This is a genomic window from Geopsychrobacter electrodiphilus DSM 16401 (genome assembly GCF_000384395.1).
GTDB classification, from domain to species: Bacteria; Desulfobacterota; Desulfuromonadia; order Desulfuromonadales; family Geopsychrobacteraceae; genus Geopsychrobacter; species Geopsychrobacter electrodiphilus.
Genome location: NZ_ARWE01000001.1, coordinates 2,747,637 through 2,770,766, shown reverse-complemented (window position 1 = coordinate 2,770,766; position 23,130 = coordinate 2,747,637). Strand labels below are relative to the sequence as shown.

General features: G+C 49.2%; 20 protein-coding genes. 18 read left to right on the top strand and 2 right to left on the bottom strand.

The genetic code is table 11. The annotated features are described in order from the left end of the window. Positions 1–2: 2 nt before the first annotated feature. On the bottom strand, positions 3–1,547 hold the full coding sequence (locus D888_RS0113180) for a M48 family metalloprotease (protein ID WP_020677028.1): 1,545 nt from the start codon (positions 1,545–1,547) through the stop codon (positions 3–5). 1,231 nt (positions 1,548–2,778) lie between these two features. On the opposite strand from D888_RS0113180, the gene D888_RS0113175 reads away from it, so the two are divergent. The 16 genes from D888_RS0113175 to D888_RS0113100 all read left to right on the top strand — a co-directional run bounded on the left by D888_RS0113175 (position 2,779) and on the right by D888_RS0113100 (position 19,194). Next, positions 2,779–3,582: an ABC transporter substrate-binding protein gene (locus D888_RS0113175; RefSeq protein ID WP_020677027.1), complete on the top strand. Its 804-nt coding sequence runs from the start codon at positions 2,779–2,781 to the stop codon at positions 3,580–3,582. Between the two features lie 112 nt (positions 3,583–3,694). Next, positions 3,695–4,363, top strand: a complete 669-nt coding sequence (locus D888_RS0113170) for an amino acid ABC transporter permease (protein WP_020677026.1) — start codon at positions 3,695–3,697, stop codon at positions 4,361–4,363. Between the two features lies 1 nt (position 4,364). Continuing rightward, a complete protein-coding gene (locus tag D888_RS0113165; protein ID WP_020677025.1) occupies positions 4,365–5,018 on the top strand; it encodes an amino acid ABC transporter permease in 654 nt (217 codons plus the stop codon). An 85-nt stretch (positions 5,019–5,103) separates the two neighbouring features. Beyond that, entirely contained in the window at positions 5,104–5,832 is a 729-nt protein-coding gene (locus tag D888_RS0113160) for an amino acid ABC transporter ATP-binding protein (protein ID WP_020677024.1), read from the top strand. Between the two features lie 83 nt (positions 5,833–5,915). Continuing rightward, the gene (locus D888_RS0113155) at positions 5,916–7,091 is read left to right on the top strand and encodes a saccharopine dehydrogenase family protein (protein ID WP_020677023.1); all 1,176 of its coding nucleotides are present in this window, start codon (positions 5,916–5,918) and stop codon (positions 7,089–7,091) included. A 133-nt stretch (positions 7,092–7,224) separates the two neighbouring features. Then, positions 7,225–8,217 carry a D-cysteine desulfhydrase family protein gene (locus D888_RS0113150; protein ID WP_020677022.1) on the top strand — a complete coding sequence of 331 codons (993 nt, stop codon included), beginning with the start codon at positions 7,225–7,227 and terminating at the stop codon, positions 8,215–8,217. 142 nt (positions 8,218–8,359) lie between these two features. Beyond that, complete coding sequence (locus tag D888_RS24055) at positions 8,360–8,500, top strand: hypothetical protein (protein ID WP_020677021.1); 141 nt, start codon at positions 8,360–8,362, stop codon at positions 8,498–8,500. A gap of 420 nt (positions 8,501–8,920) precedes the next feature. Continuing rightward, the gene (locus D888_RS0113140; protein WP_020677020.1) at positions 8,921–9,964 is read left to right on the top strand and encodes an amino acid ABC transporter substrate-binding protein; all 1,044 of its coding nucleotides are present in this window, start codon (positions 8,921–8,923) and stop codon (positions 9,962–9,964) included. Between the two features lie 147 nt (positions 9,965–10,111). Further along, positions 10,112–11,275, top strand: coding sequence for an amino acid ABC transporter permease (locus tag D888_RS0113135; RefSeq protein WP_020677019.1), 1,164 nt, complete (start codon positions 10,112–10,114; stop codon positions 11,273–11,275). A 1-nt stretch (position 11,276) separates the two neighbouring features. Further along, on the top strand, positions 11,277–12,620 hold the full coding sequence (locus D888_RS0113130; RefSeq protein WP_020677018.1) for an amino acid ABC transporter permease: 1,344 nt from the start codon (positions 11,277–11,279) through the stop codon (positions 12,618–12,620). Between the two features lie 2 nt (positions 12,621–12,622). Beyond that, a complete protein-coding gene (locus D888_RS0113125; RefSeq protein WP_020677017.1) occupies positions 12,623–13,411 on the top strand; it encodes an amino acid ABC transporter ATP-binding protein in 789 nt (262 codons plus the stop codon). 40 nt (positions 13,412–13,451) lie between these two features. Next, on the top strand, positions 13,452–14,222 hold the full coding sequence (locus D888_RS0113120; protein ID WP_020677016.1) for an ATP-binding cassette domain-containing protein: 771 nt from the start codon (positions 13,452–13,454) through the stop codon (positions 14,220–14,222). A 43-nt stretch (positions 14,223–14,265) separates the two neighbouring features. After that, positions 14,266–15,474 carry a saccharopine dehydrogenase family protein gene (locus D888_RS21655; protein WP_020677015.1) on the top strand — a complete coding sequence of 403 codons (1,209 nt, stop codon included), beginning with the start codon at positions 14,266–14,268 and terminating at the stop codon, positions 15,472–15,474. Between the two features lie 145 nt (positions 15,475–15,619). Then, positions 15,620–16,798, top strand: coding sequence for a saccharopine dehydrogenase family protein (locus D888_RS0113110; RefSeq protein ID WP_020677014.1), 1,179 nt, complete (start codon positions 15,620–15,622; stop codon positions 16,796–16,798). A 92-nt stretch (positions 16,799–16,890) separates the two neighbouring features. Then, the gene (locus D888_RS0113105) at positions 16,891–18,225 is read left to right on the top strand and encodes a saccharopine dehydrogenase C-terminal domain-containing protein (RefSeq protein ID WP_020677013.1); all 1,335 of its coding nucleotides are present in this window, start codon (positions 16,891–16,893) and stop codon (positions 18,223–18,225) included. Between the two features lie 66 nt (positions 18,226–18,291). Further along, on the top strand, positions 18,292–19,194 hold the full coding sequence (locus D888_RS0113100; RefSeq protein ID WP_026362383.1) for a DMT family transporter: 903 nt from the start codon (positions 18,292–18,294) through the stop codon (positions 19,192–19,194). Here the strand turns inward: D888_RS0113100 and D888_RS0113095 are convergent. After that, on the bottom strand, positions 19,181–20,023 hold the full coding sequence (locus D888_RS0113095; RefSeq protein ID WP_020677011.1) for a LysR family transcriptional regulator: 843 nt from the start codon (positions 20,021–20,023) through the stop codon (positions 19,181–19,183). The genes D888_RS0113100 and D888_RS0113095 overlap by 14 nt on opposite strands. A 226-nt stretch (positions 20,024–20,249) precedes the next feature. Between D888_RS0113095 and amaB the strand changes: the two genes are divergently transcribed. Further along, entirely contained in the window at positions 20,250–21,782 is a 1,533-nt protein-coding gene (gene amaB, locus D888_RS0113090) for an L-piperidine-6-carboxylate dehydrogenase (RefSeq protein WP_020677010.1), read from the top strand. 220 nt (positions 21,783–22,002) lie between these two features. Further along, on the top strand, positions 22,003–23,091 hold the full coding sequence (locus D888_RS0113085) for a saccharopine dehydrogenase family protein (RefSeq protein ID WP_020677009.1): 1,089 nt from the start codon (positions 22,003–22,005) through the stop codon (positions 23,089–23,091). Positions 23,092–23,130: the final 39 nt, after the last annotated feature.

The window sequence follows — 23,130 nt, the reverse complement described above, 5'->3', positions numbered from 1 at the left end:
ACTCAGCGTACCACCTGTGCTGCTGCAATCCCGGATTTTAACGACTTTAGCTGCTCCAATGTGAGTTGCCCGGTCAGGCCGAGATCGAAGAATTTCTGGCTGCGGGCTGCGACCGATCCGTTCAAGCTGCGCGTCAGTGGCTGGATCTTGCCGGTGACATCCATGTATTGAAGGACCAGGATAATTCCACCGACACTTCTGGGCGTCGGATTACCAATCTGCGCAACAATCCTTCCCTGGGCGTCCTGCCCGGTTCTGAGCTGTAAATACTTAGCGGGATTATCCTTCAGGTCCAGATCAACCAGGGCGCCGTAGGCCTGCTGGCCAAGTTCCCCCTGATTGCTCGCAACCTTGGCAAAGTAGGCTTTCGCCTCATCCAGATGCCCGGCTTTTTGCGCCAGGTTTCCGAGTGAATTGTAGGCCTCGGCGGTCGGCAGCAGTTTGACACTGTACTTCAGGTCGGCTTGCGCCTGGGTGACCAGATTTAACTGCTCGTTGACCTTACCGCGTTGCAGGTAGAAGTAGAAGAGGTTGGGGTTCAGACGTGTAGCCGTGTCGTACTGAACGATAGCCGCGCCAAACTGTTTCTTCTTCTGCTCCACATCCCCCAGCAACCCATAGAAGATAGCTTCCTTAGGTTCCAGCGCGATCGCCTGTTGGGCCAGACGGCTGGCGCTCGTCAAATCACCTTTCGCCAGCGCCTCACGCCCCTTGTCGTAGGCGGCGTAGGCCGGTTTGGTTTTGAGCAGATGCGCGATCTTTTCCTGGTAACGTACGCTTCCGATCTCGCCCCCTTTGGGCAGGGTTGCCAGCATGGCGATATTATCTTGTACGCGTTCCTCTGACGGCGGATGGCTGGCAAAGAGGCCATTAAGCCAATCCTGCTGTTTTCCCTCAGCGAGTTTGACAAAGGTGCGCTGCAGGTCGACGGCGCCTTGTGGATCGTAGCCGGCACGCGACATGTACAACATGCCGTAGTGATCCGCTTCACGTTCGGCATCGCGGCCGAACTTCTGCGTGATCAGCTGGGCCCCGAGCCCCGCGCCCATCTGGGCCAGATTGGCATAATCTGTTCCCTGGGTGGCGAGGGCGGCCCCCATCATCCCGGCTTGAAGCAACATCCCTTTGGACATGCTTTGGGCGCCATGACCGGCGGCGGCATGGACTATTTCATGGCCGAGGACGGCTGCCAGTTCAGATTCACTCTTTAACTCCGTCAGCAGTCCACGGTTGATCGAAATTTTGCCACCGGGTAAGGCCCAGGCGTTGGGGACGGAGTTGTTCAGGACCTTGAACTCATAAGGGAGTTTTCTATCACTCACCGCAGCGAGCTTCTGCCCGACCTGGTTGACATAGGTCGCCAGTTCGGGATCAGCCACATAATCACCTCCCTGAGTCTGGCGCGCCGGGGCGTACTGCTGTGCGCCGATGGCGAGCTCCTGCTGCTCACTGACCAGACTGAATTCATTCTTGCCGGTTACCGGGTTGACGGCGCAGCCGGATAGAAGAGCAAATATCGCGCAGAGTATCAGTCGTCTTTTCATCATTCCAAATCCTTTTCGCCATGCATCAGATCAATCTTTGACCAAGCTGACCCAGGTTGGGAACCTGGAGGGTCAGTCTCTGCTTGAAAAATTAACCGTGCTAGTTGCTTCGAAATCAGGTCAGTTTCGGTCGAAATACCGACAAGCCGAGTTTACCATTCTCTGCGGCAAGTGTCGCCTGCGTCTCCTCATTCGGAAGGGCAGGGGCATTAAAAGATTAAATTTTCATCAAAGTCATTTGGCTAAGAGTGAAATGTGGTCGGCAGGAAAAAGAAAGGATCTTGCCTGAGGCAGGTCAATGTTGTTGTCTTATTTATGATTAATAGAGATAACTGAAAATTGTAAAATTTTGTTTTCCTATGTGGGGGAGAAGAAATTTATGACTGGGCACTGCTGGAGAATATGAGTCGAATCGGATGGGACCGGCTTAGTATCGTGTCAGCCTGGTGTGTTGAAAAAGAGGGCAACAGAGTTAAAGGGCTGAGGGCCCTGGAGGTACATTGCCGCTCATATTATGCTAATTTTTGCATGAAATTCGGGGCGTGGATGCGAGGGTGTGACGTCATATCTGTACGATGCAGCGCTGTCAGCTAATTTTCCGCCTCATAGGAAGGATCGTTAATCAGCGGACTGATTGCTCTCTTGCGCCGAGAATTCTGGTTGCCATTTTGGTGACAAGTCTCTCACGCGTGCAGAGTGTTAAAGCCGATTACTTACTCAGCAAAATCCTCAATCAAGCTAATATGTAAAATACTCCGCTATAGCTTATCCCTTGACCCCCCATAGTAGAACAATATTTTACATTTCCCCATGTTGTGCATTAGGTTTGATAGAATGCAGATTAGAGCTTCAGGTTTAGGTTAGTTGCGGGGTCTAGAGGGTTTCGGGGAAGAAGGGCAGTAAGCTAATACTCAGGCCAATGGGAATTGCCTAGCTTTTCACTAGCGAAAGATCAAAAACCTTGTAAGCTTTTTACTCAGATCAGGGCGCGTGTTGTTACTTCTTGTTGCGATTCTGCCGTTGATCAGTCCCTCCGAGAGTACGGATACATCACAAAGGGGTCGAAGGAATATCACCTGGTAAATACAATAATTAATATGGCAAACCCCATCCTCCAGATCAGAGGGTTAGATTTGATATTAAGTGCGCCCGTCTGCATCCATCTGATATTCGGTCAGGTGGGTACTGTTCCCACTTGTTTAAGAACAAGTAAAATTTAGAGAAGGAGTGGCAAATGAAACAGAGAAAGCTTGTATCAATCGTCCTTGCTCTCGTCCTGACAGTCCTTTTTTCCGGTGTCAGTTTTGCCAGCACTCTGGAGAAAATCGTCGAGCGTGGTGAATTGCGCGTCGCTGTTCAGTCCGGAGCGCCACCTTATGCTTTTATTGACAAGCAGGGGAACCCAGCTGGTTCGATGGTCGATTTCACCCAGGGAATGGCGGACGCCATGGGGGTTAAGTTAAAAATTCTTTCTTACGATTGGGATGGTCTGATCCCGGCTCTTTTATCCGGGAAAGCCGACATATTGGCCGCCGATATGACTCCTACCCTGAAGCGCGCCTTAAAAGTTACCTTTACTGATCCCTGGATTTATGTTCAACCCTGCATTTTTACCACGACTAATGCCAGTTTTCAGACGCTTGAAGATGTAAATAAACCGAGCGTAACCGTAGGTGTTCTTTTAGGTTCCACCGGCGAAAGTATCGCTAAAAAATACCTGCCAAATGCTAAAATAAAGTCTTATAAAGGTGGCGGCCGGATGATCGTTCAGGCTTTGGAAGCGGGCCATGTTGACGCCGGCGTTAATGATGACTTGGCCGTGCTTACCGTACTTCCCGATTACCCGCCCAACTCTATCCGTCTGCTGGAAAAACGTCTCGGCCCATCCAAAGATCCCCTTGCTTTTGCTGTACAACCAGAATCGGTCAATTTGTGGCAATGGGTTAATCTTTATTTTAAAACAATTAGAGCCAATGGGACTTATGACAAGAATATCTCCTATTGGATGGAAGGGATTGAATGGAAAAAAGACCATTAATCCACCAAGGTTTGTTTATTTAAAAAATAAGTAAAAAAATATACTGAAGTAATGGGTCAGGCAGCTATGAAATATTAGTTTCATAGCTGCCTGACTAATGACGGATATTAATATGCTAGAGTATTTTAATTTTAGAGTTATTTACGAATATCTGCCATTATTTCTGACTGGATTGAAATATACTTTTATTATCTCTCTTGTCTCACTAGGTCTTGCTCTTATCGTCGGTATTATCGCCTCTGCGTGTCGAATTTCAGGTTTAAAATTACTTGCGTATCCAGTTATTGCCTATATCGAAGTTATTCGTTCAACACCTCTTCTGGTTCAAATCTATTTTCTCTATTTTGGCCTGCCAACCCTTGGGATAATGGTGCCGGAAATTCAGACCGGGATCATTGCCTTGATGCTTAATTCCGGGGCCTATATTGCAGAAATTATCCGTGCCGGAATTAATTCCGTGGATCAGGGCCAGATCGAAGCGGGGCTCTCGTCCGGCCTGAATTATATTCAGAGAATGCGATTTATCATTCTACCGCAAGCCTTGGGGGTAACCGTTCCCCCTTTGTTGGGACAGGCGATCGTGCTGGTCAAGGATACCGCCCTGCTCTCACTCATATCGGTTATGGACCTGACTCGCAGTGGGCAGACTATGACCTCCGAACGATTTATGCCTGCGGAAGCATTTTTAACGGTTACCTTTTTTTACATGTGTATTTATTTTTGCCTCAAAGCCCTGGCTGACTGGTCGCAGCGGAAGCTGATTTTCAGGGAGGTCTATTAAAATGATCTCCTTCTATTTCGGCCGTCTGGTGGAGATCTTCCCCTTCTTTCTTCAAGGCTTGTGGATGACCACCAAGATTGCCTTTATCAGTCTTGCGGTCTGTACCCTGATCGGATTTGTCCTTGGGATGATCAGATCAAGCAATAATATCTGGTTAAAACGCCTTATCGGAGTCTACATCTCTTTTGCTCGGGGAACTCCATTTGTGGTTCAGATTTTTATCGTCTTTTTTATCTTCCCTGAATGGGGAATCCAGCTCGAACCGTTTTCTGCCGCGTTGCTGGCCATGGCGATTATGGGGTCGGCATTCATCTGTGAAATTGTTGCAAGTGGGATTGACTCAATCCCTAAGGGTCAGCACGAAGCCGCCACCTCTTCCGGATTAACTAAATTTCAACAACTGCGTTTGGTTATCATCCCTCAGGCGATGAAGGTGATCGTGCCACCATTGGTGGGGCAGTATGTGCTTTTGATTAAAGACACCTCCGTTGTCTCGGTTATCGGGGTGATGGATTTAACCCGGGTGGGTTGGGTGACGGTGATGAGAATCCCTGAAGGGCTGATGGTTTTTGCACTGGTTGGAGTTCTTTATTTTTCCATTTCATACCCCCTGATTCTTCTTTCCAATTATCTGGAGAAGAAGATGGCGGTATAAGCAGTAGCTAAGTAGTTCTCTGTTGTGACCCGGCTGATTATTTAATGAGGTCCAAGCAACAAAGCAGGAAAGGGCTCAAGGAGTAATGATTGAATTTAAAGGCGTCAACAAATGGTTCGGCGAACTTCACGTCTTAAACCAAATAGATTTGTTTATACCCAAGGGGGAGGTTTTGGTCATCTGCGGTCCCAGCGGCTCAGGCAAATCGACCCTCATCAGGTGTATCAACAAACTTGAACCAATTCAGCGAGGTGAAATTTTTGTTAACGATATGTCCGTCCATGATTCATCCACAAACCTGACCAAACTCCGGGGTGAAATAGGTTTTGTGTTTCAGCAATTTCATCTCTATCCCCACATGACCGCACTCCAAAATATTATGTTGGCACCAGTCAACGTAAAAAAAATTCCAAAAAGTGAAGCTGAAAAAATCGCCAGAGAAAAATTGGACAGGGTCGGGCTGGCTGAAAAAGCTGATGCCTATCCTGTTCAGCTGTCTGGTGGGCAACAACAACGGGTGGCTATTGCACGTGGGCTTGCAATGTCACCGGAGGTTATGCTCTTTGATGAACCCACCTCTGCCTTAGACCCGGAAATGATCGGTGAGGTTTTGGACGTTATGGTGAGCCTTGCTTCTGAAGGGATCACGATGTGTGTCGTAACCCATGAAATGGGCTTTGCTAAAAAGGTCGCCGATCGGGTTCTGTTTATGGATGAAGGCAAGATTATCGAGACCGGCCGGCCGGTAGATTTTTTTGATAATCCTAAAACGGAACGTGCTGCTGATTTTATCAGTAAAATTCTGTCCCATTGATCAGATTGGCCGCCTCATCACCTCTGATAACCAGTTGTGAGCTGCCATTTGAATGAGCTTTTTACAGAAATAGGAGCTGGATAATGAAGATTGTTGTTTTGGGTGGTCTGGGTTCTCAGGGTCGTGCCGTACTCATTGATCTGGCAAGAAGTCCCGCCGTTGACGAGGTAATTTGTGCCGATGCTAATCTCGCTGGCTGGGCACAGTTTGCCAAAACAGTTGATACCAAAAAAATTACACCAGTAAAGATGGATGCGTCTTCGCCAGAAGCCTTGTGCCACCTGTTTAAGCAAGGCGTTGATGTCGCCATCGATCTGCTTCCGGTCAGTTTTATGTCCAATGCATTTGAAGCGGCGATTGCATCAGGAGTTCCTCTGGTCAGTACCAATTATGCGCACAGCTTGCGCCATCTGCACCAGCAGGCTCTGGATGCCGGGGTTACCCTGGTGCCTGAATGCGGCCTGGACCCCGGAATCGACCTGGTGCTCTTCGGCCATGGTGTCAGGCAGTTTGATGAAGTCAAGGTGCTTAACTCCTACTGTGGCGGTTTCCCCGAGAAAAGCGCCTGCAACAACCCTCTCAATTATAAGGTCACCTGGAATTGGGAAATGGTCCTGCGCAGCTCGATGCGGAATTCGTTGTTTATCAAGGATGGCCAGAGGTTGGCTATCCCGGCTGCCGACCAGCATAAAGCAGAGAATGTCGGTACGATATTGTTCCCCGGGCTTGGTGAGTTGGAGTGCATTCCCAACGGCGATGCCGCGGTATATGCAGATCTCTTGGGCATTGCCGCTACCATTGAAGAGACCACCCGCTACGCCTTGCGTTGGCCCGGGTGGAGTAATTTCTGGCGTCCATTAAAGCAGTTGGGTTTTCTTTCTGATGAGGCGCTCGACTTTCCTTGTGGTCAGGTCAGTCCCTTGCAGTTCCTCACGACCCTTATCGGGCCGCAGGTCCAGTACGAGAAAACCGAAAAAGATATTGTCGTTATGCAAAATGTTTTTGAAGGAATTAAGGATGGAAAACGGAAATCGCTTGTCTCGAATTTATTGATCGAAAGGGATCTTGAGTCGGGTCTTTTTGCCATGAATATGGGTGTCGGCTATCCCGTAAGTGTTGTGGCCCAAATGATCGCTAAGGGGGAAATAACCAAAAAGGGGCTATTATCTCCAGCCCTGGACATCCCCTGTGAAACCTTTTTTTCTGAATTATCAAAGCGCGGAATCAAAATTGATACTGAGATGAAGGATCTGGATTGAAACGCGTAGATGTCGACTGACTGATTTGCTGAAATGGGTAGATGATCTGCCCGACCAACCGAGACCGTTTCCTCGTGCTGCATTATTTTGGTGCTGACGGCCGCTCGTCAGCACCAAAGGAGACCCTCCCCGAATGCCTGACTTTGACTCCATCCCCCGCATGACAATCGGTCATGGACCAACCCCGCTCGAGGCAATGCCTAGATTGTCACAGGCGGTTGGTTGCAATCTGTATATTAAACGCGACGATTGCACCGGCCTGGGAGCTGGTGGCAACAAAACCCGTAAGTTGGAATATCTGGTCGCTGCCGCCCGCGATGAGGGGGCCGATACATTAGTCACTATTGGCGGATTGCAGTCGAACCATGCTCGGCAGACGGCTGCAGCGGCAGCTAAATGTGGTTTTGTCTGTGAACTGGTCCTTGAGGATGTCGCAGGGACTCCTAAACAGGATTACTACAACAATGGCAACCTGCTGCTCGACAGGTTGTTCGGGGCAAATATTCATCCTGTGGTTGAGGGTGAAGATGGCGTCGTAGTCGCTGATCAATTGATGGCCAGGTTGGCTGAAGCGGGGAGAAAACCATATCTTATCCCGGTGGGTGGTTCTAACGAAGTCGGCAGCCTCGGGTATGTTCGCTGCGCACATGAAATATTGGCGCAGATCACAACGCAGAACATCCAGGTGGATCAAATTGTTCACGCTTCGGGCAGCGCGGGGACGCAAGCCGGTCTGTTGGCAGGTCTCATTGCGGCGGGGGCTGATATTCCGGTGCTGGGTATCGCCGTAAGCCGTGATACCGAAGCACAGCAGGCGCTGGTTCAGGCCTTGCTGGAGAAGACACTTCAGTACCTGGGGCTCGACCCTGCGCTAGCTACTGGCCGTGTTGTGGCGGATGGTGGTTATTTTGGCGAGGGTTACGGTATAACGACACCCGCGACGCTGGAGGCCGTGAAAATGTGTGCTCGGGTAGAAGGTATATTGCTCGATCCGGTGTACACCGGCAAAGGGATGGCCGGTCTCATTGATAAGTGTCGCAGTGGCGTCTTCAGCTCTGGCCAGAATATTCTTTTTTTGCACACGGGTGGGAGCCCGGGACTCTTTGCCTATCGCGAACTGTTGTAATCACTCTCCCCTGGAGTGTTTTTTTTTGGTCTGGTCTCCATGGAGAGACCATCTCCCTGCAGGTCTTCGCATTATGAGCCATAAGGTTTATATGGACGGTGAAAATTAATCAGCGCTGAAATTTTTTACCATTGGAGCGGGATTGTTGGCGACCAGTCTGATTGATTACCTCTTGAAGCATTCGCAAGAATATGGCTGGCAAGTCACCCTGGGCGACATGTCATTGGAGACGGCCCAGCGTAAAGTGGCCAGCCATCCCAACGGACGCGCGATTCAATATTAACTTTTATCGATCTATCTGCTGCTAGACAATGAATTCAAACAGCATCATATTTACCCATAGTCCGCTTCTATACCCCATCTAGCAAAACAGTATTATCTATTTTTCTGTATTGTCTTTAACTTGTCTGACGACAATCTGGATTTCAGGTCAATCTATCTATATTTCGGAAAAGTTGTTTAATATTAAGGTATTGTACCTTCCGCATATCCCTTTATGCGCCCTTTAATATTCCTTTTTAATTAAGGGGATTCTATTATTTATGGTTGCTTTATTTCTGAATCTGGGTGCTAGGTAGAATATTGTTATAATTAGACAATTGGTGTACTGCTTCCAGGTTAGTGTTAGAAGACAAAATATCTATTTTCAGCATCCTTAAAGAGATGCACCTCAAGCTTAATCAACCTTATCTGGAGGAAAGTTATGAAGAAAATGACCAGGATCCTGTCAATTGCATTGCTCGTTGTTTTTGGAATGATGTTTTCGCAAGGTCAAGCAAATGCAGAAGAATCTGTCTTGAAAACCGTGCAGGAGCGTGGGTATCTGAATTGTATAATTGGCAATTCATTTGTCGGTTTTTATACCGTCAATAAAGAGGGCGAATGGTCGGGTATGGATATTGATATCTGCCGCAGTGTTGCCGCCGCTGTTTTCGGAGATAAAGACAAGGTGAAGTTTAATCCCGTGCAATGGGCGCAAAGTTTCACCTCGATTAAGAGCGGTGCTGGAGATCTGATGTCTAAAGGGATGACCTGGACCTTATCCCGTGATACCAGTCAGGGTCTCGATTTTCTGGACACCTATTTTTATGATGGCCAGGGTTTTATGGTTCGCAAGGATAGTGGGATTAAATCCGCGCGTGAACTCAAGGGGGCAACTGTTTGCGTGTTGACCGGGACCTCCTCGGAACTCAATCTGACCGACTACAACCGCACGAACAACCTGAATATGAAGCCGGTTGTGTTTGATGATTCGAGTTTGCGCAATGACGCCTTTTTCAAAAACAATTGCGATGTAATGACAAACGATAGATCCGGTTTAGCCGCTGCCCGCTCGGCCGCCCCCAAGCCAGACGACTATATTGTTTTGCCTGAGACAATTTCAAAAGAAGCTCTCGCCTTTGCTGTCCGTCAAAACGATAGTGCCTGGGCTAATGTTGTGAAATGGACCTTTGCCGCGCTCGTTGAGGCCGAAGAGTTGGGAATTAACTCCAAGAATATTGATGAAATTCGTAAGACCACCACCAATCCGACAATCAGACGCTTCCTTGGTTTAGAGGGAGATCTCAACAAGGGCCTCGGTTTGCCGGCAGACTGGGCCTACCAGGTGGTCAAACAGGTCGGCAACTATGGGGAAGTCTATGATCGCAATCTTGGTCCGAATACCGCTTTGGCTCTAGATCGTAAGGGCACTCTGAACGAATTGTGGACACATGGTGGTTTGCTATACGCAAAATCCTTCCGTTAGAGCTGGAGAATCCTGTGGAGGTTTCCCTCCTCCACAGGATTCTTTTCCCGTCCTTTTTTACAGCTTTCTTGTGAGCGCAACAACCGAGCGAGACGCTTGTCACTTTGCTGAAATTAATCTGACCAATAAAAATCGAAATCGAAGACAATGCGTGCACTTAAAAAACTGATTTATAATTCATCTTTCCGCGCAAATTTTTTTCAGGGTCTAATCGTAATTCTTATCCTCAGTGTCGGGTATTATCTGTACTCCAATACGGTTGAAAATCTCCGTCAGATGGAGCTTCCCTTTGGTTTTGATTTTCTCGGTTCTACTGCTGGTTTTAATATTGGCTGGTCAATTATCCCCTATGATCCGACCATGTCCTACGGTCGGGTGTATCTGGTTGGCATCGTCAATACCCTGCTATTGTCTGTATTGATTATTATTTTTTCGACTGTACTCGGCTTCGTGGTCGGTATCATGCGGTTGTCGAAAAATTTCATGGTCTCTCAACTTGCGCGCTGGTATGTAGAGTTTGTGCGGAATGTGCCCTTACTGATTCAAATTGTATTTTGGTTTATCGTCGTATTCTCTACCCTTCCCTCCCCAAGGCAAAGTTATCGTCTTTTTGACACATTAGTTTTAAACAACCGTGGATTTTACTTCCCCGCGCCAATATTTGAAGCAAATTTCCTCTGGTCATTCTTGGCCATTATTTCCGCGCTCGTCGGTGCATTCGCTTTACTTAAGTGGTCTCAACGGTACCGAAAATACAGCGGTAAGCACCGCGCCGCATTGCTCCCCAGCCTTTTTGCCCTGGTGCTTTTCGTGGCACTGATTTTTGTATTTACAGGAAAACCTTTGCATTGGGCGGTCCCGACCCTGCAAGGGTTCAACTTTCACGATGGGTTTAATTTCCCTATCTCCTTTCTGGCAGCTTTTGTCTCCATGACCATCTACCGCTCAGCGACAATTGGTGAAGCGGTTCGTGCCGGCATCCAGTCGATCGATAAGGGTCAACGTGAAGCAGCCTCGGCAATCGGGTTTCCACCCTTTAAGACCCTGCGCTTGATTATTGGACCTCAAGCGGCACGGGCTATTTTGCCACCAATGATTAATGCCTGGCTGACAATTGTTAAAGAATCTTCTTTGGCCGTCGCGGTTGGCTTTCCTGAACTCGTCTCAGTGTTTATGCAGACCTCACTCAATCAAACCGGGCGTGCCATCGAAATTGTCTTGATGGTTATGGGATTTTACATGTGTATCAGCTTGCTGATCTCGTTTTTACTGAATCTTTACAACACCCATATCCAGATGCAGGAGGGATAAGTTGAACAGTCAACCAACGGCAAAGACCGAACTGCACAAATTTGTTCCTCGCCCAAGTCGCGCCCCGGCTGTATATACGTATGGCGTTTTTGGCTGGATGAGAAAACATCTGTTTGGCAATGTCTGGAATACTCTGTTAACGCTTGTGGTCTTCGCTTTGCTTATCCTGTTGTTAAAGCCTTTTTTTGAATGGGCTATTTTAAACGCCAACTGGTCCGCCGCTGACCGGCGCGAGTGTCTGACCGATAGTCCTGATGGCGCCTGCTGGTCAGGGGTTATTCGATGGTTCAATAATCTGATCTACGGCCGCTATCCGAATGAGTTGCAGTGGCGGGTAAACCTTGGCTTTTGTCTTGGCATGATCTGGCTAGCCCCCCTGGCATTGAAAAAAGTAAAACGTAAAATGGTGATTGCCATTATGGCGATTATACTCTTCCCTTTTCTGGGTAATTATCTGTTTCTAGGTGGAGAGAACAGCAGTTTTAACTTCATCATTGCCTGCATTGCCCTGGCCTACTTGCTGATCTTATACGTTGATATTGCCTTTGTTTATTTGAGTCGTAAAACGATGGGAGAATATCTTGAACCATTGTTTAGGCGTATCCACAAAAAAAGAGGTGCTCTTTGGGGGTATTTGAGCAGTTGGCTGCTTGTGACTGTTCTGTTCGCCTTGATCTTTCAGGACCTGACTCTGGTGCTGGTTCCAGTTGATGTCTGGGGGGGGCTGTTTCTGACTTTAATCATTTCCGGTTTTGCGATTGTGATGGCATTGCCGATCGGTATCCTCCTTGCTCTTGGACGGCGCTCGCAGATGCCTGTGTTTCGCTGGTTTTCAATTTGCACTATCGAACTTGTTCGCTCAGTGCCGATGATAACCGTTTTGTTCATGTCTGTAACAATGATGCCCCTATTCTTTCCCAATACGATTGAGTTGAACAAGCTGGTTCAGGTGCTTGTCGCTGTTTGCATATTTGCTGGAGCCTATATGGCAGAAACCGTCAGGGGCGGTTTGCAGGGGATCCCGCGTGGACAATACGAGGCGGCGAAATCATTAGGTTTAGGTTATTGGTACACTATGGCGTTTATAATTCTGCCCCAGGCATTAAGAGACATGATTCCAAATATCGTTACTTCGTTTATCAGTCTATTTAAAGATACAACATTGGTATCAATCATTGGTCTTTTTGACATTATGTTGATGGCACGAAATATATCAAATGATAAGAAATGGCTTGGTCTTCATAGCGAACCTCTTATAGCAATTTCAATTATATTCTTTATATTTTGTTACTCTATGTCTCAATACAGTTTGTATTTAGAAAAAAAATTAAAGAAAAATAAATAATCATGAAAAATAACAATATAGAAAATAAAGCAGGCGACGATAAACTCAGCCACACTGCAATTAAGATCGATGGATTAAATAAATGGTTTGATGAATTTCATGTCTTGAAAGATATCTCACTGTCTGTTTCAGAAAAAGAAATTATTGTTGTTTGCGGACCTTCTGGCTCTGGAAAATCGACTCTTATCCGCTGTGTCAACCATCTGGAGACATATCAGGAAGGAAGCATTTCTATCTTCGGTGAAAAGCTTGGCAAGGGTAAAAAAAGTGCCGATACCATCCGGGATAATATTGGGATGTTGTTCCAGAATTTTAATCTGTTTCCCCATTTGACCATCTTGGAAAATTGTACGCTCGGGCCAATCCAATTACGCAAAATACCTGAAACGCGGGCCAATGAACAAGCTACCGCGTTACTCGAAAGGGTTGGAATTGCCGACCTGGCGGCTAAATACCCTGGCCAGATATCGGGTGGGCAGAAGCAACGGGTTGCGATTGCCCGCACTCTGGCCATGGAACCCAGAGTTATGCTGCTGGACGAACCCACCTCCGCCTTGGATCCTGAGATGATTAAAGAGGTGCTGGATGTGATGATCGATTTGGCGACTCAGGGAATGACCATGATTTGTGTAACCCATGAAATGCAATTTGCGTATCAGGTTGCTGATCGGGTGATCTTTATGGCAGAAGGGGAAATCGTCGAGGAGGGGCCACCTGGGCAGGTCATCCAACATCCAAAATGGGACAGGACTGCGCAATTTTTTCAACACGTCTTGAGTCATAAATCATAGGACTGTCTCAGGATAGTTGCATTGAGTAAGTGGGAACGCCATGAATGAGTCGCAGCTAAAAGTCCGTTCTGAGAGTGCCATCCAGCCGATCATCGAAATCAGCGGGATGCATAAATGGTATGGAGATTTCCATGTTCTGAGAGATATCAATCTTCTGGTGCAATCCCAGGAAAAGATTGTTATCTGCGGTCCTTCAGGCTCCGGGAAGTCTACGTTAATCCGCTGTATTAACCGCATGGAAGAGCACCAGAGCGGTCAGATTAACGTGAATGGAATCGAACTGACCAACGATATTAAAAATATCGAAAAGGTTCGGGCTGAGGTCGGTATGGTTTTCCAACACTTCAATCTATTCCCTCATTTAACAATCATAGACAATCTTACTCTCGGGCAGATCTGGGTCCGCAAGACCCCAAAGAAAGAGGCCGAGGAAACCGCCATGATGTACCTGGAAAAGGTGCAGATTGCCGAGCAGGCGCGGAAGTTTCCCGGCCAGCTTTCCGGTGGACAGCAGCAGCGCGTCGCCATAGCCCGCAGCCTCTGCATGAACCCGCAGGTGATGCTGTTTGATGAACCGACCTCGGCCCTTGACCCTGAGATGATAAAAGAAGTTCTCGATGTCATGATTGATCTGGCCGGTGAAGGAATGACCATGCTGGTCGTCACCCACGAGATGGGTTTCGCTAAAAGTGTCGCCGACCGGGTCATGTTTATGGATCGCGGCGAGATCGTTGAGCAGAACAGTCCGGACGTATTTTTTAATAATCCTCAACACGAACGGACCAAGCAGTTTTTAAACCAGATTTTGTAAGCAACGGATGAAATCTTTACAAATACTTAAAGGAAGATGACTTATGAAAGTATTACTACTGGGGATGGGGTTACAGGGGAAAGCTGTTGCGCAAAGTCTGGAAAAGAGTCCTCTGGTGAAAGAGATTCTGGTTCTGGATAATAACCTGGACTCGATTAATAAATATGTCGCTGAGATCGGCTTTAAGAAGATAACCACCGGGGCGCTGAATGCCAAAAGTGAGAGCGAGTTGCACAAAAGCGTCAGCCAGTCGGGTGCTGATCTCGTTATCATGATGCTGCCGGTGGAGTTCGGGAGCAGCGTGGCCCGGGCCGCACTCGATGCGGGTATCCATTTCGTCTCCTCTGGATATGCTGGAGAAATTGCCCTTATGGATCGAGAGGCTAAGGCTAAAGGGGTTATTATGCTCCCGGAAATGGGATTGGATCCTGGAATCGATCTTATCCTGGGCGGAATTGCCGTGGGCATGCTGGATCGGGTGGATGGCCTTTACTCTTACGGGGGTGGGGTGCCCGAGCCAGCCCACAAAGATGATAACCCTCTGAGTTACAAGATCTCCTGGTCATTTGAAGGGGTACTGAAAGCCTACGCCCGGGATGCCGTTGTCATCAGGGAGGGAGAACAGATCGATATCCCTGGAAACTCGATTTTTAAGCCGGAAAATACCCACATGGTTGATATTGCGGGGCTGGGATCGATGGAGGCCTATCCCAACGGAGACGCCGCAAAGTTCATCTCAGCCTTCGGCCTGGATAAAAACATTCGTCACATGGGCCGTTTTGCGTTGCGCTGGCCCGGACATTGCGGCTTCTGGGGGACCATGGCCGACTTGGGCCTGCTGGCAGATAAACCCGCAGATACTCTACCTGTATCTCCTCGGGAGTTTCTGGTCAAAGCCCTCTCCCCCAAACTGCAATACGCCGATGGGGAAAAAGACATTGTAATTATACGTGTAGAGGCCTGGGGTGAAAAAGATGGTGTCGGAAAGCGGGTTACCTGGGATCTTATCGATAGCCGGGACCTTGAAACCGGGCTTTTTGCCATGAATCGTACTGTTGGTTACACCACCGCCATAGCAGCGAAGATGATCCTCTCCGGGAAAATCAATGCACCAGGGGTCCTTTCGCCAATAAAAGACGTTCCCACAGAAGATTTTTTAAGGGAACTTGAACTGGTTGGCATCCGGTCGCAGTGCCGGGTTGAAGATATTGATCTTGGTCGGTATGAGCCAACTTCAACGCCCGTGGCATAAACGGTGTCAGCCGGTATGGCATCAAAGCCTGTTATCAAAAACAGGTGGTGGCCTGGGCGGACACCCTTATCCTGAAGCTTCACCAATAATATGACAACGCAATCTACGTAATACGGCGGAGAGAATGGAACTGGAGTTAAAATAAATGATAGCAATCGTGCTTGGAATGGGCCTTCAAGGCAAGGCCGTCATCCATGATCTTGAACAAAGTAACTTGATCAGTAAAATTTTTGCTGCTGACATTAATCTCGACAATGCCGAAACGTACCTGGAGCGGATGGGATATACCAAAACAGAAGTGCTCAAACTTGATATCTCCCGGGATAACGATCTATCCGGGACATATTCTACGCTGGGTATCGACATCGTCATCTGTATGCTGCCCATCGAACTTGCCCTCACTGCTGCTACGGCCGCCATGAACGCCGGCATTCCTTTTGTGAGTTCCAACTACACCTACCAACTCCAAGAACTGGACGCGCTTGCAAAGGAAAAGGGCTGTATTATCTTGCCGGAAATGGGGCTTGATCCGGGTATTGATCTTGTCCTCGGGCGACTGGCTGTGGACGAATTAGATGAAGTTCACGGTCTCTATTCCTACGGTGGTGGGATCCCTGCGGCAGAATGTGCCGATGACAGCCCCATTCGCTATAAGATCTCCTGGATATTTGATAGGGTCCTGGCGGTTTACACGCGCGAGGCCAGGCTTTTTAAAGGTGGACGACTGCATGTTGTTCCCGGGAATGAGATTTTCAGACCCGAAAACGTTCACGAAATTGAATTCCCAGGAATCGGCATGGTGGAGGCCTACCCAAACGGTGATGCGGAACGGTATGTGGAGATATTCGGGCTGGGCAAAGAACTTGTAGAAATGGGGCGGTTTGCCCTGAGATGGCCCGGGCATTCGAAGTTCTGGCGTAAGCTTGTGGATCTCGGCCTGCTCGCCGACACTCCTATCAGCGTTGGTGGCGCCCAAATATCGCCGCGCAGCTTTATTACCCAGTTGCTTACACCCCGTCTACAGTACACAGCTGAACAACAGGACCTTGCACTTCTCAGGGTCGAAGCCTGGGGTATCAAGGCCAGCCGGAAGATCAAGGTGATCTATGATCTGGTCGATTACCGTGACCTTACTACAGGCCTTTTCGCCATGAATCGCACGGTGGGCTTCACCTCGAGCATTGGTGCCTTGATGATTTTGTCTGGCGAGATAACCGGCGCTGGAGTGCTCTCCCCGGTGCGTCATGTTCCCCCTGTGACCTTTCTGTCGGAGGTTAAAGCGCGTGGGATGCATGTGGATTATCGTGTGGAGGAACTGGACTGAGTTTGAAAATATTTTTCTTCCGGATAGCTTGGGTATTTCTCGTTAGGGATGGGTTGGAATTGGCAATTACACAGATAAGGATTGAGTAAGCGATGACAAATATTTTTATCATTGGAGCAGGCTTGTCGGCGACCAGTCTGATCGATTATCTGCTGAAATATTCTCAGCAACATGACTGGCAAGTCACCGTGGGTGATATGTCATTGGCAACAGCTCAGACAAAGATTGCCGACCATCCCAATGGACGTGCAATTCAATTTAACATTAATCAGCAAAAGCTTAGAGCCAGGGAAATCTCCCAGACAGATGTCGTCGTATCTATGTTGCCTGGGTCACTGCATTCGATTGTCGCAAGGGAGTGCCTCAAGTACGGTAAACACCTGCTTACTCCTTCCTATGTTTCCCCCGAGATGCAGCGGATTGATGGCGCTGTGCGTGAAAAAGGGCTGTCTTTTCTGAACGAACTGGGGGTGGACCCAGGTATTGATCACATGTCAGCCATGCGCGTTATCGACAGGATTAAGCACAGGGGTGGAGAAATTCTGTCTTTTAAATCATTTTGTGGCGGGTTGGTCGCCCCCACCAGCGACGATAATCCCTGGAATTACAAATTTTCGTGGAACCCACGCAACGTCGTGGTTGCCGGTCAGGGCGTGGCAAAGTACAAAGAGAACGGACAGTATAAATACGTTCCCTATCAGAAACTTTTCTCGACGCTCAGCAAGGTTGAGGTCCCCGGTTATGGTGCTTTCGAGGTTTACCCAAACCGGGATTCACTTCCCTATTGCGCATTGTACGGCCTTAAAGATATCCCTTCCATCATCAGGGGGACCATGCGCCGCCCCGGTTACTCGGAAGCCTGGGACATCTTCGTCCAATTGGGTTGCACCGACGACAGCTATGTCATGCGCGATTCACATCTGCTCAGCTATCGCCAGTATCTGGAGAGTTTTCTTCCCTTCCGGGAAGGACAAAGCACTGAAGAAAATCTGGCCGAATATTTCGGGCTCTCCATGGATTCAGGGGTAATGGATAAGCTGCGTTGGCTGGGTATATTCTCGGATGAGGTCAGTGGGATCAAAGATGCGACTCCTGCGATGGTGTTGCAAAAAATTCTGGAACAGAAGTGGGCTATGGGGCCAGAAGATCGGGATCTATTGGTCATGCAACATCAGTTTGATTTTGTGTTGGATGGGCAAAAGAAGCGCATTATCTCTTCCATGAGTTGTGAGGGCGAGAATAAGGCCAATACTGCCATGTCGTACACCGTAGGGACCCCTCTGGCGATTGCGACAAAGCTGCTCATTACTGGTGGCATTAAGCAAGCCGGGGTGCACATCCCCATTATGCCCGAAATGTATGTTCCTATCCTGGATGAACTAGAGAGCCTGGGGATCAGATTCGTTGAGGAAGAGATCTATTTGTAGCTTTTTTGATTAGTGAAAAATACGTTTAATTGTCAATAGCTTAGTAAGCAGAACAAGGACTCAGCATTGCAATCACTTGGCTATTTGGCGGCACTAGGTGCTGCGTCAGTATGGGCCTTTAGCAGTTTTTTGAATGTTGGTCCAGTCAGGCAATTGGGCGCGATATCATTCAATGCCTTTAGAATGTTGTGTGTTGCACTGATTTTGTCTCTGTCCCTCATTTTGACCGGGCAATGGGATCTGCCGACGCATGACCTGACAATTTCCCTGGTGCTGTCAGGTTTTGTCGGCATTTACATGGGCGATACTTTTTTATACAGCAGTGTTAAACGGCTGGGCCCGCGCCTTGCCGGGTTACTTTTCGCGGCCAATGCCCCGATCAGCTTTTTGATCGGAATATGCTGGTTTGATGAAAGCTTCCAATTTATAAATTTTTTCGGTGTTGCACTCGTTACCAGTGGCGTCATGCTGGCTCTCGCGTTCCGTAGAAATGCGGGCAAGCACCACTGGGAGCAATCCGTTGGCAGGGTTGGTTTTGGTATTGCGGCCGGGGTTCTTGCTGCAGTTTGTCAGTCAATAGGCACTTTTATCGCTCTTGATGCGATGCAGGCGGGCACAAACCCGGTATTGGCAACAGCTATTCGTGTGTGGATTTCATTTAGCTGCCTCTTTCTGACCCTGTTATTGACGAGGGGTACGACTATTTTTTCAGCTTATCGCACCATGAACCTGGCGGTAGCGGCGCAAATTATGGCCAGTGGTTTACTCGGCATGGGTGTGGGAATGAGTTTGTTGTTATGGGCGATTAAAGTTGCCCCTGTCGGGATTGTTGCGACCTTGTCTTCCACAACACCTGTATTGGTGCTGCCTGCCTTCTGGCTTCTGACTAAAGAGCGACCACATATTGCCTCTGCATGGGCCGCACTCGCGGTTGTCATCGGGGTATCAATGGTTTTTACAACGGGGTAAGACGGATTTTGGCATTGTTGATAATGTCCAATAATTGAGCCGGTAGCGGATGCTCCTTTTTGTGGGCCAGTCCGACAATTCGTTCCAGCTTGAGATTGCTGACCTCACAGGTCTCTATGTCTGAGCGTAGGCCGGTTGAATGGCTTGGTACGACGGAAAGACCCAACCCCGCGGCAACCAGGTCCAGCGCATACTCTTCGGTTTTGACCGTAGCTTTGGTGTCGAGGGTAATTTTGCTCTTCTGGATAGCGAAGTTCCAGGCATCGTTGACATCACAGGGTTGCCGGCTGATAAACGGGACATGATCCAGCATCGCCATTGGCACAGATTTCAGCAGGGCGAACGGGTGGCCAAGGGGGAGTGCCAGCACAAACTCATCATGCCAGAGCTTATGAAAGGCTTCATCCTGCCTGGCAAGGTTGCTGGAGATGATGCGCATGTCTGCTTCTTCGCTCAAATCGACGACAGTCAAATTCAGTCCTGGAATCGTGGACAGCAGGTCTTTGATGATCAGGCTGATGTTCTGGCCTGACAAGAACGGCATAATTGCCAGCCGCAAGGAGATTTTCGGCGCCTGCTCGTGAAAGAGATCTTTGATTGTCTGGACGTCGGTGAGCATTTTATGGGCATAGGGATACAGGTTATTCCCGGCCCGGGTCGGGGTGACCCCTTTGGGATGGCGAATGAACAGCGGACGTTCCAGTTCAGCTTCCAGTTGCTGTATGGCGGCCGAGATCGAAGGCTGAGCAACGAAACAGCGCTTGGCCGCTCCGGTCAGGCTCAACTCCTCATAGACCGCGATAAAATAACGCAGGGCGCGTAGTTCCATAGTGTAAGTCCTCTGTGGTTGTTTGTGGACAGAACCGGCCAGGCTATCGGCCTCACATCATAGTTTATTCCTTTACCCCCTACAGTAAAGCTGTATTTTACATTCCCTCAGCTAAGGCCTTAAGTTCACTCTAGAGTGAACCAGTAGCCTGCTCATCATCCAGCTACTGAGATTCAGGGTGCCTTCATCCTGAATAACCCTTATTTAAGAGTCAATGGAGTGGGTCATGAATTTTCTGAAAGAGCTTGGAATTAAGGCTAAAAACTACGGTGCCTCCACCGGGATTGAATGGAATACCACGACCGACCAGGGGGAGCTGAATATCGTTTCGCCGGTTGATGGTCAGCAGATCGCGAGCGTTTACCTTGCTTCGGAAGAAGACTATGAGCGGCTTGTCGCCAAGGGTGTTGAGGCCTTTAAGCAGTGGAGAATGGTCCCAGCCCCCAAGCGTGGTGAGATCGTGCGCCAGATCGGGCTGCAGTTACGTAAACATAAGGATGCCCTTGGTTCTCTGGTCTCCTACGAAATGGGTAAATCCCTGCAGGAAGGGAAGGGTGAAGTTCAGGAGATGATCGATATCTGTGATTTTGCCGTCGGTCAGTCCCGTCAGCTTTACGGTTCGACAACCGTCTCGGAGCGAGAATTTCACCGGATGTATGATCAGTACCATCCCCTTGGAGTTGTCGGAATAATTTCTGCTTTCAATTTCCCGGTTGCGGTCTGGTCATGGAACGCCATGATCGCGGCGGTCTGCGGTGATCCCAGCCTGTGGAAACCCTCCTCAAAAACCCCGTTAAGCGCCATCGCCGTACAACATATTCTGGCCGACGTTATCCGCGAAAACGACCTCCCCGAGGGACTGTTTAATCTCATCGTCGGCCGGGGTGCGTCGATTGGTGAAAAGCTGCTCAATGACAAACGCCTCCCCTTGGTCTCGATCACCGGTTCGACCGAAGTCGGACGTCATGGTGCCCAGGCCATTGCCAGCCGCTTCGGCAAGGCGATCCTTGAGTTGGGGGGGAACAACGCGATTATTCTGACGCCCAATGCCGACTTTAACATGGCGCTCCCCGCTATTGTATTTGGCGCGGTCGGCACCGCAGGTCAGCGCTGCACCTCGACCCGGCGTCTGATTATTCATGATTCCATTTACGCCAAGGTCAAAGAGGCGCTGGTCAAGGCCTATGGTGGCCTGAAAATCGGCAATCCTCTGGATGAGAACAACCATGTTGGTCCTCTGATCGACAAAGGCGCGGTCAGTGATTTCAAAAACGCGCTGGCGCGTGCTGGTGAGGAAGGCGGAACGCTGGCCTATGGAGGTGATATCCTTGCAGGTGAGGGCTATGCCTCTGGTTGCTACGTGGTCCCCGCCATCGTCGAAGTTGAAAACAGCTACGCAATCGTGCAGGAAGAAACTTTCGCTCCGATCCTTTATTTGATCAGGTATGAAGGCGAGATTGCGAATGCGCTTGTATTGCACAATGACGTGGTACAGGGTCTGTCCTCGGCGGTGTTCACCCAGAACATGCTCGAGGCCGAAGAATTTCTCTCAGTCATCGGCTCTGACTGCGGCATTGCCAACGTTAATATCGGCACCTCCGGCGCTGAGATCGGTGGAGCCTTTGGTGGTGAGAAAGAGACCGGCGGTGGACGTGAATCAGGCTCCGATGCCTGGAAGGCCTACATGCGGCGTCAAACCAACACCATAAACTATGGCAGAACTCTGCCCCTGGCTCAGGGGATCAAGTTTGATATCTGAGTTTGATTGCGGCCTCGGAACCTGTCGGACTATAAGGGTTGAGGCGAAAATGCGGATGTTTGAGATCAGATTTTGGCTCGTTTGCAGGCTCATAGCTATAGCTATTGGGCAAAAAGGAGCTGGAATCTGGGCCAAACAGTCGCATATGCAGCCAGCTCATGGATAGTCGGACAGGTTCCTAAAATCTCACTCTTAAAAAAGTTTGAATGGAGAACAGCAAATGCAGAGAAAAATAAATTCAATTCTGGTTTTCGGTTTGGGCAAGGTTGGCTCGTTGATGGCATTCATGCTCCATGAAACCGGATTCGAGGTCACGGGTGCCGATATGCAGATTCGAGAAGATTACCCCTTTGCGGTCAAGACTCTGGATGTCAGCAGCAGTGAGGCGCTGAAAAAGAACATGCACGGCTTCGACGCGGTCATTTCCTGTCTGCCGTACAGTTTCAACATCAGCGTCGCCAGCATCGCCAGTCAACTGGGTATCCACTATTTTGACCTCACCGAAGATGTGCCGACAACCAAAGCGATCATCGAAATGAGCCATTCCTCCAGCGCGGTCATGGCCCCTCAATGCGGTCTGGCCCCAGGATTCATCGCGATCGTCGGCGCTTCTCTGGCGAACAGACTGGATAAAATTAGAAACATCAAGCTGCGGGTCGGAGCGCTGCCCAGCAATCCGACCGGTCTGCTCTCTTATGCCTTTAACTGGTCACCCGAAGGGGTCGTTAACGAGTATCTCAACGACTGCGAGGTGATCGAAGGCGGGCAACACAAGTGGGTCTCCCCCCTGGAGTGGCTGGAGAAGATCGTCATTGATGGCATCGAACTGGAGGCCTTTACCACCTCTGGTGGTCTGGGCACCATGTGTGAGACCTACGCCGGCGTGGTCGAAAATCTGGACTACAAGACGATGCGCTATCCCGGCCATGCGCAATTGATGAACTTCTATTTTCACGAACTATTGATGCGCGAAGACCGCCTGAAGGCCGGCGAGATTCTGGTGAATGCCAAGCCGCCGGTGAGCGATGATGTGGTCTATGTCCATGCCTCGGCGGAAGGCTGGAAATTCGGCAATCTGGTGCGTGAGGAGTTCGTCAACGCCTATCGGCCAGTAGAAATCGGCGGACGTCGCTGGCGGGCCATCTCCTGGACGACTGCTGCCTCCGCTTGCGCGGTAATCGAGCTGGTGAGTAACGGCACCCTGTCCGACAAGGGGTTCATCAAGCAGGAAGAGATTGCTCTGGATAAATTTCTGCTGACGCACAACGGCCGTTTGTATTCTGGCCTCCCGCATGGGGGAAAACTTTAGAGGTCCCAGAGTCCAATCTAATTCGCGACAGGAGCAGAA

What these genes read in the sequence shown, in the direction of transcription:
- D888_RS0113180 (WP_020677028.1), bottom strand. Translation starts at nt 1,547, where the DNA reads ATGATGAAAAGACGACTGATACTCTGCGCGATATTTGCTCTTCTATCC.
- D888_RS0113175 (WP_020677027.1), top strand. Translation starts at nt 2,779, where the DNA reads ATGAAACAGAGAAAGCTTGTATCAATCGTCCTTGCTCTCGTCCTGACA.
- D888_RS0113170 (WP_020677026.1), top strand. Translation starts at nt 3,695, where the DNA reads ATGCTAGAGTATTTTAATTTTAGAGTTATTTACGAATATCTGCCATTA.
- D888_RS0113165 (WP_020677025.1), top strand. Translation starts at nt 4,365, where the DNA reads ATGATCTCCTTCTATTTCGGCCGTCTGGTGGAGATCTTCCCCTTCTTT.
- D888_RS0113160 (WP_020677024.1), top strand. Translation starts at nt 5,104, where the DNA reads ATGATTGAATTTAAAGGCGTCAACAAATGGTTCGGCGAACTTCACGTC.
- D888_RS0113155 (WP_020677023.1), top strand. Translation starts at nt 5,916, where the DNA reads ATGAAGATTGTTGTTTTGGGTGGTCTGGGTTCTCAGGGTCGTGCCGTA.
- D888_RS0113150 (WP_020677022.1), top strand. Translation starts at nt 7,225, where the DNA reads ATGCCTGACTTTGACTCCATCCCCCGCATGACAATCGGTCATGGACCA.
- D888_RS0113140 (WP_020677020.1), top strand. Translation starts at nt 8,921, where the DNA reads ATGAAGAAAATGACCAGGATCCTGTCAATTGCATTGCTCGTTGTTTTT.
- D888_RS0113135 (WP_020677019.1), top strand. Translation starts at nt 10,112, where the DNA reads ATGCGTGCACTTAAAAAACTGATTTATAATTCATCTTTCCGCGCAAAT.
- D888_RS0113125 (WP_020677017.1), top strand. Translation starts at nt 12,623, where the DNA reads ATGAAAAATAACAATATAGAAAATAAAGCAGGCGACGATAAACTCAGC.
- D888_RS0113120 (WP_020677016.1), top strand. Translation starts at nt 13,452, where the DNA reads ATGAATGAGTCGCAGCTAAAAGTCCGTTCTGAGAGTGCCATCCAGCCG.
- D888_RS21655 (WP_020677015.1), top strand. Translation starts at nt 14,266, where the DNA reads ATGAAAGTATTACTACTGGGGATGGGGTTACAGGGGAAAGCTGTTGCG.
- D888_RS0113110 (WP_020677014.1), top strand. Translation starts at nt 15,620, where the DNA reads ATGATAGCAATCGTGCTTGGAATGGGCCTTCAAGGCAAGGCCGTCATC.
- D888_RS0113105 (WP_020677013.1), top strand. Translation starts at nt 16,891, where the DNA reads ATGACAAATATTTTTATCATTGGAGCAGGCTTGTCGGCGACCAGTCTG.
- D888_RS0113095 (WP_020677011.1), bottom strand. Translation starts at nt 20,023, where the DNA reads ATGGAACTACGCGCCCTGCGTTATTTTATCGCGGTCTATGAGGAGTTG.
- amaB (WP_020677010.1), top strand. Translation starts at nt 20,250, where the DNA reads ATGAATTTTCTGAAAGAGCTTGGAATTAAGGCTAAAAACTACGGTGCC.
- D888_RS0113085 (WP_020677009.1), top strand. Translation starts at nt 22,003, where the DNA reads ATGCAGAGAAAAATAAATTCAATTCTGGTTTTCGGTTTGGGCAAGGTT.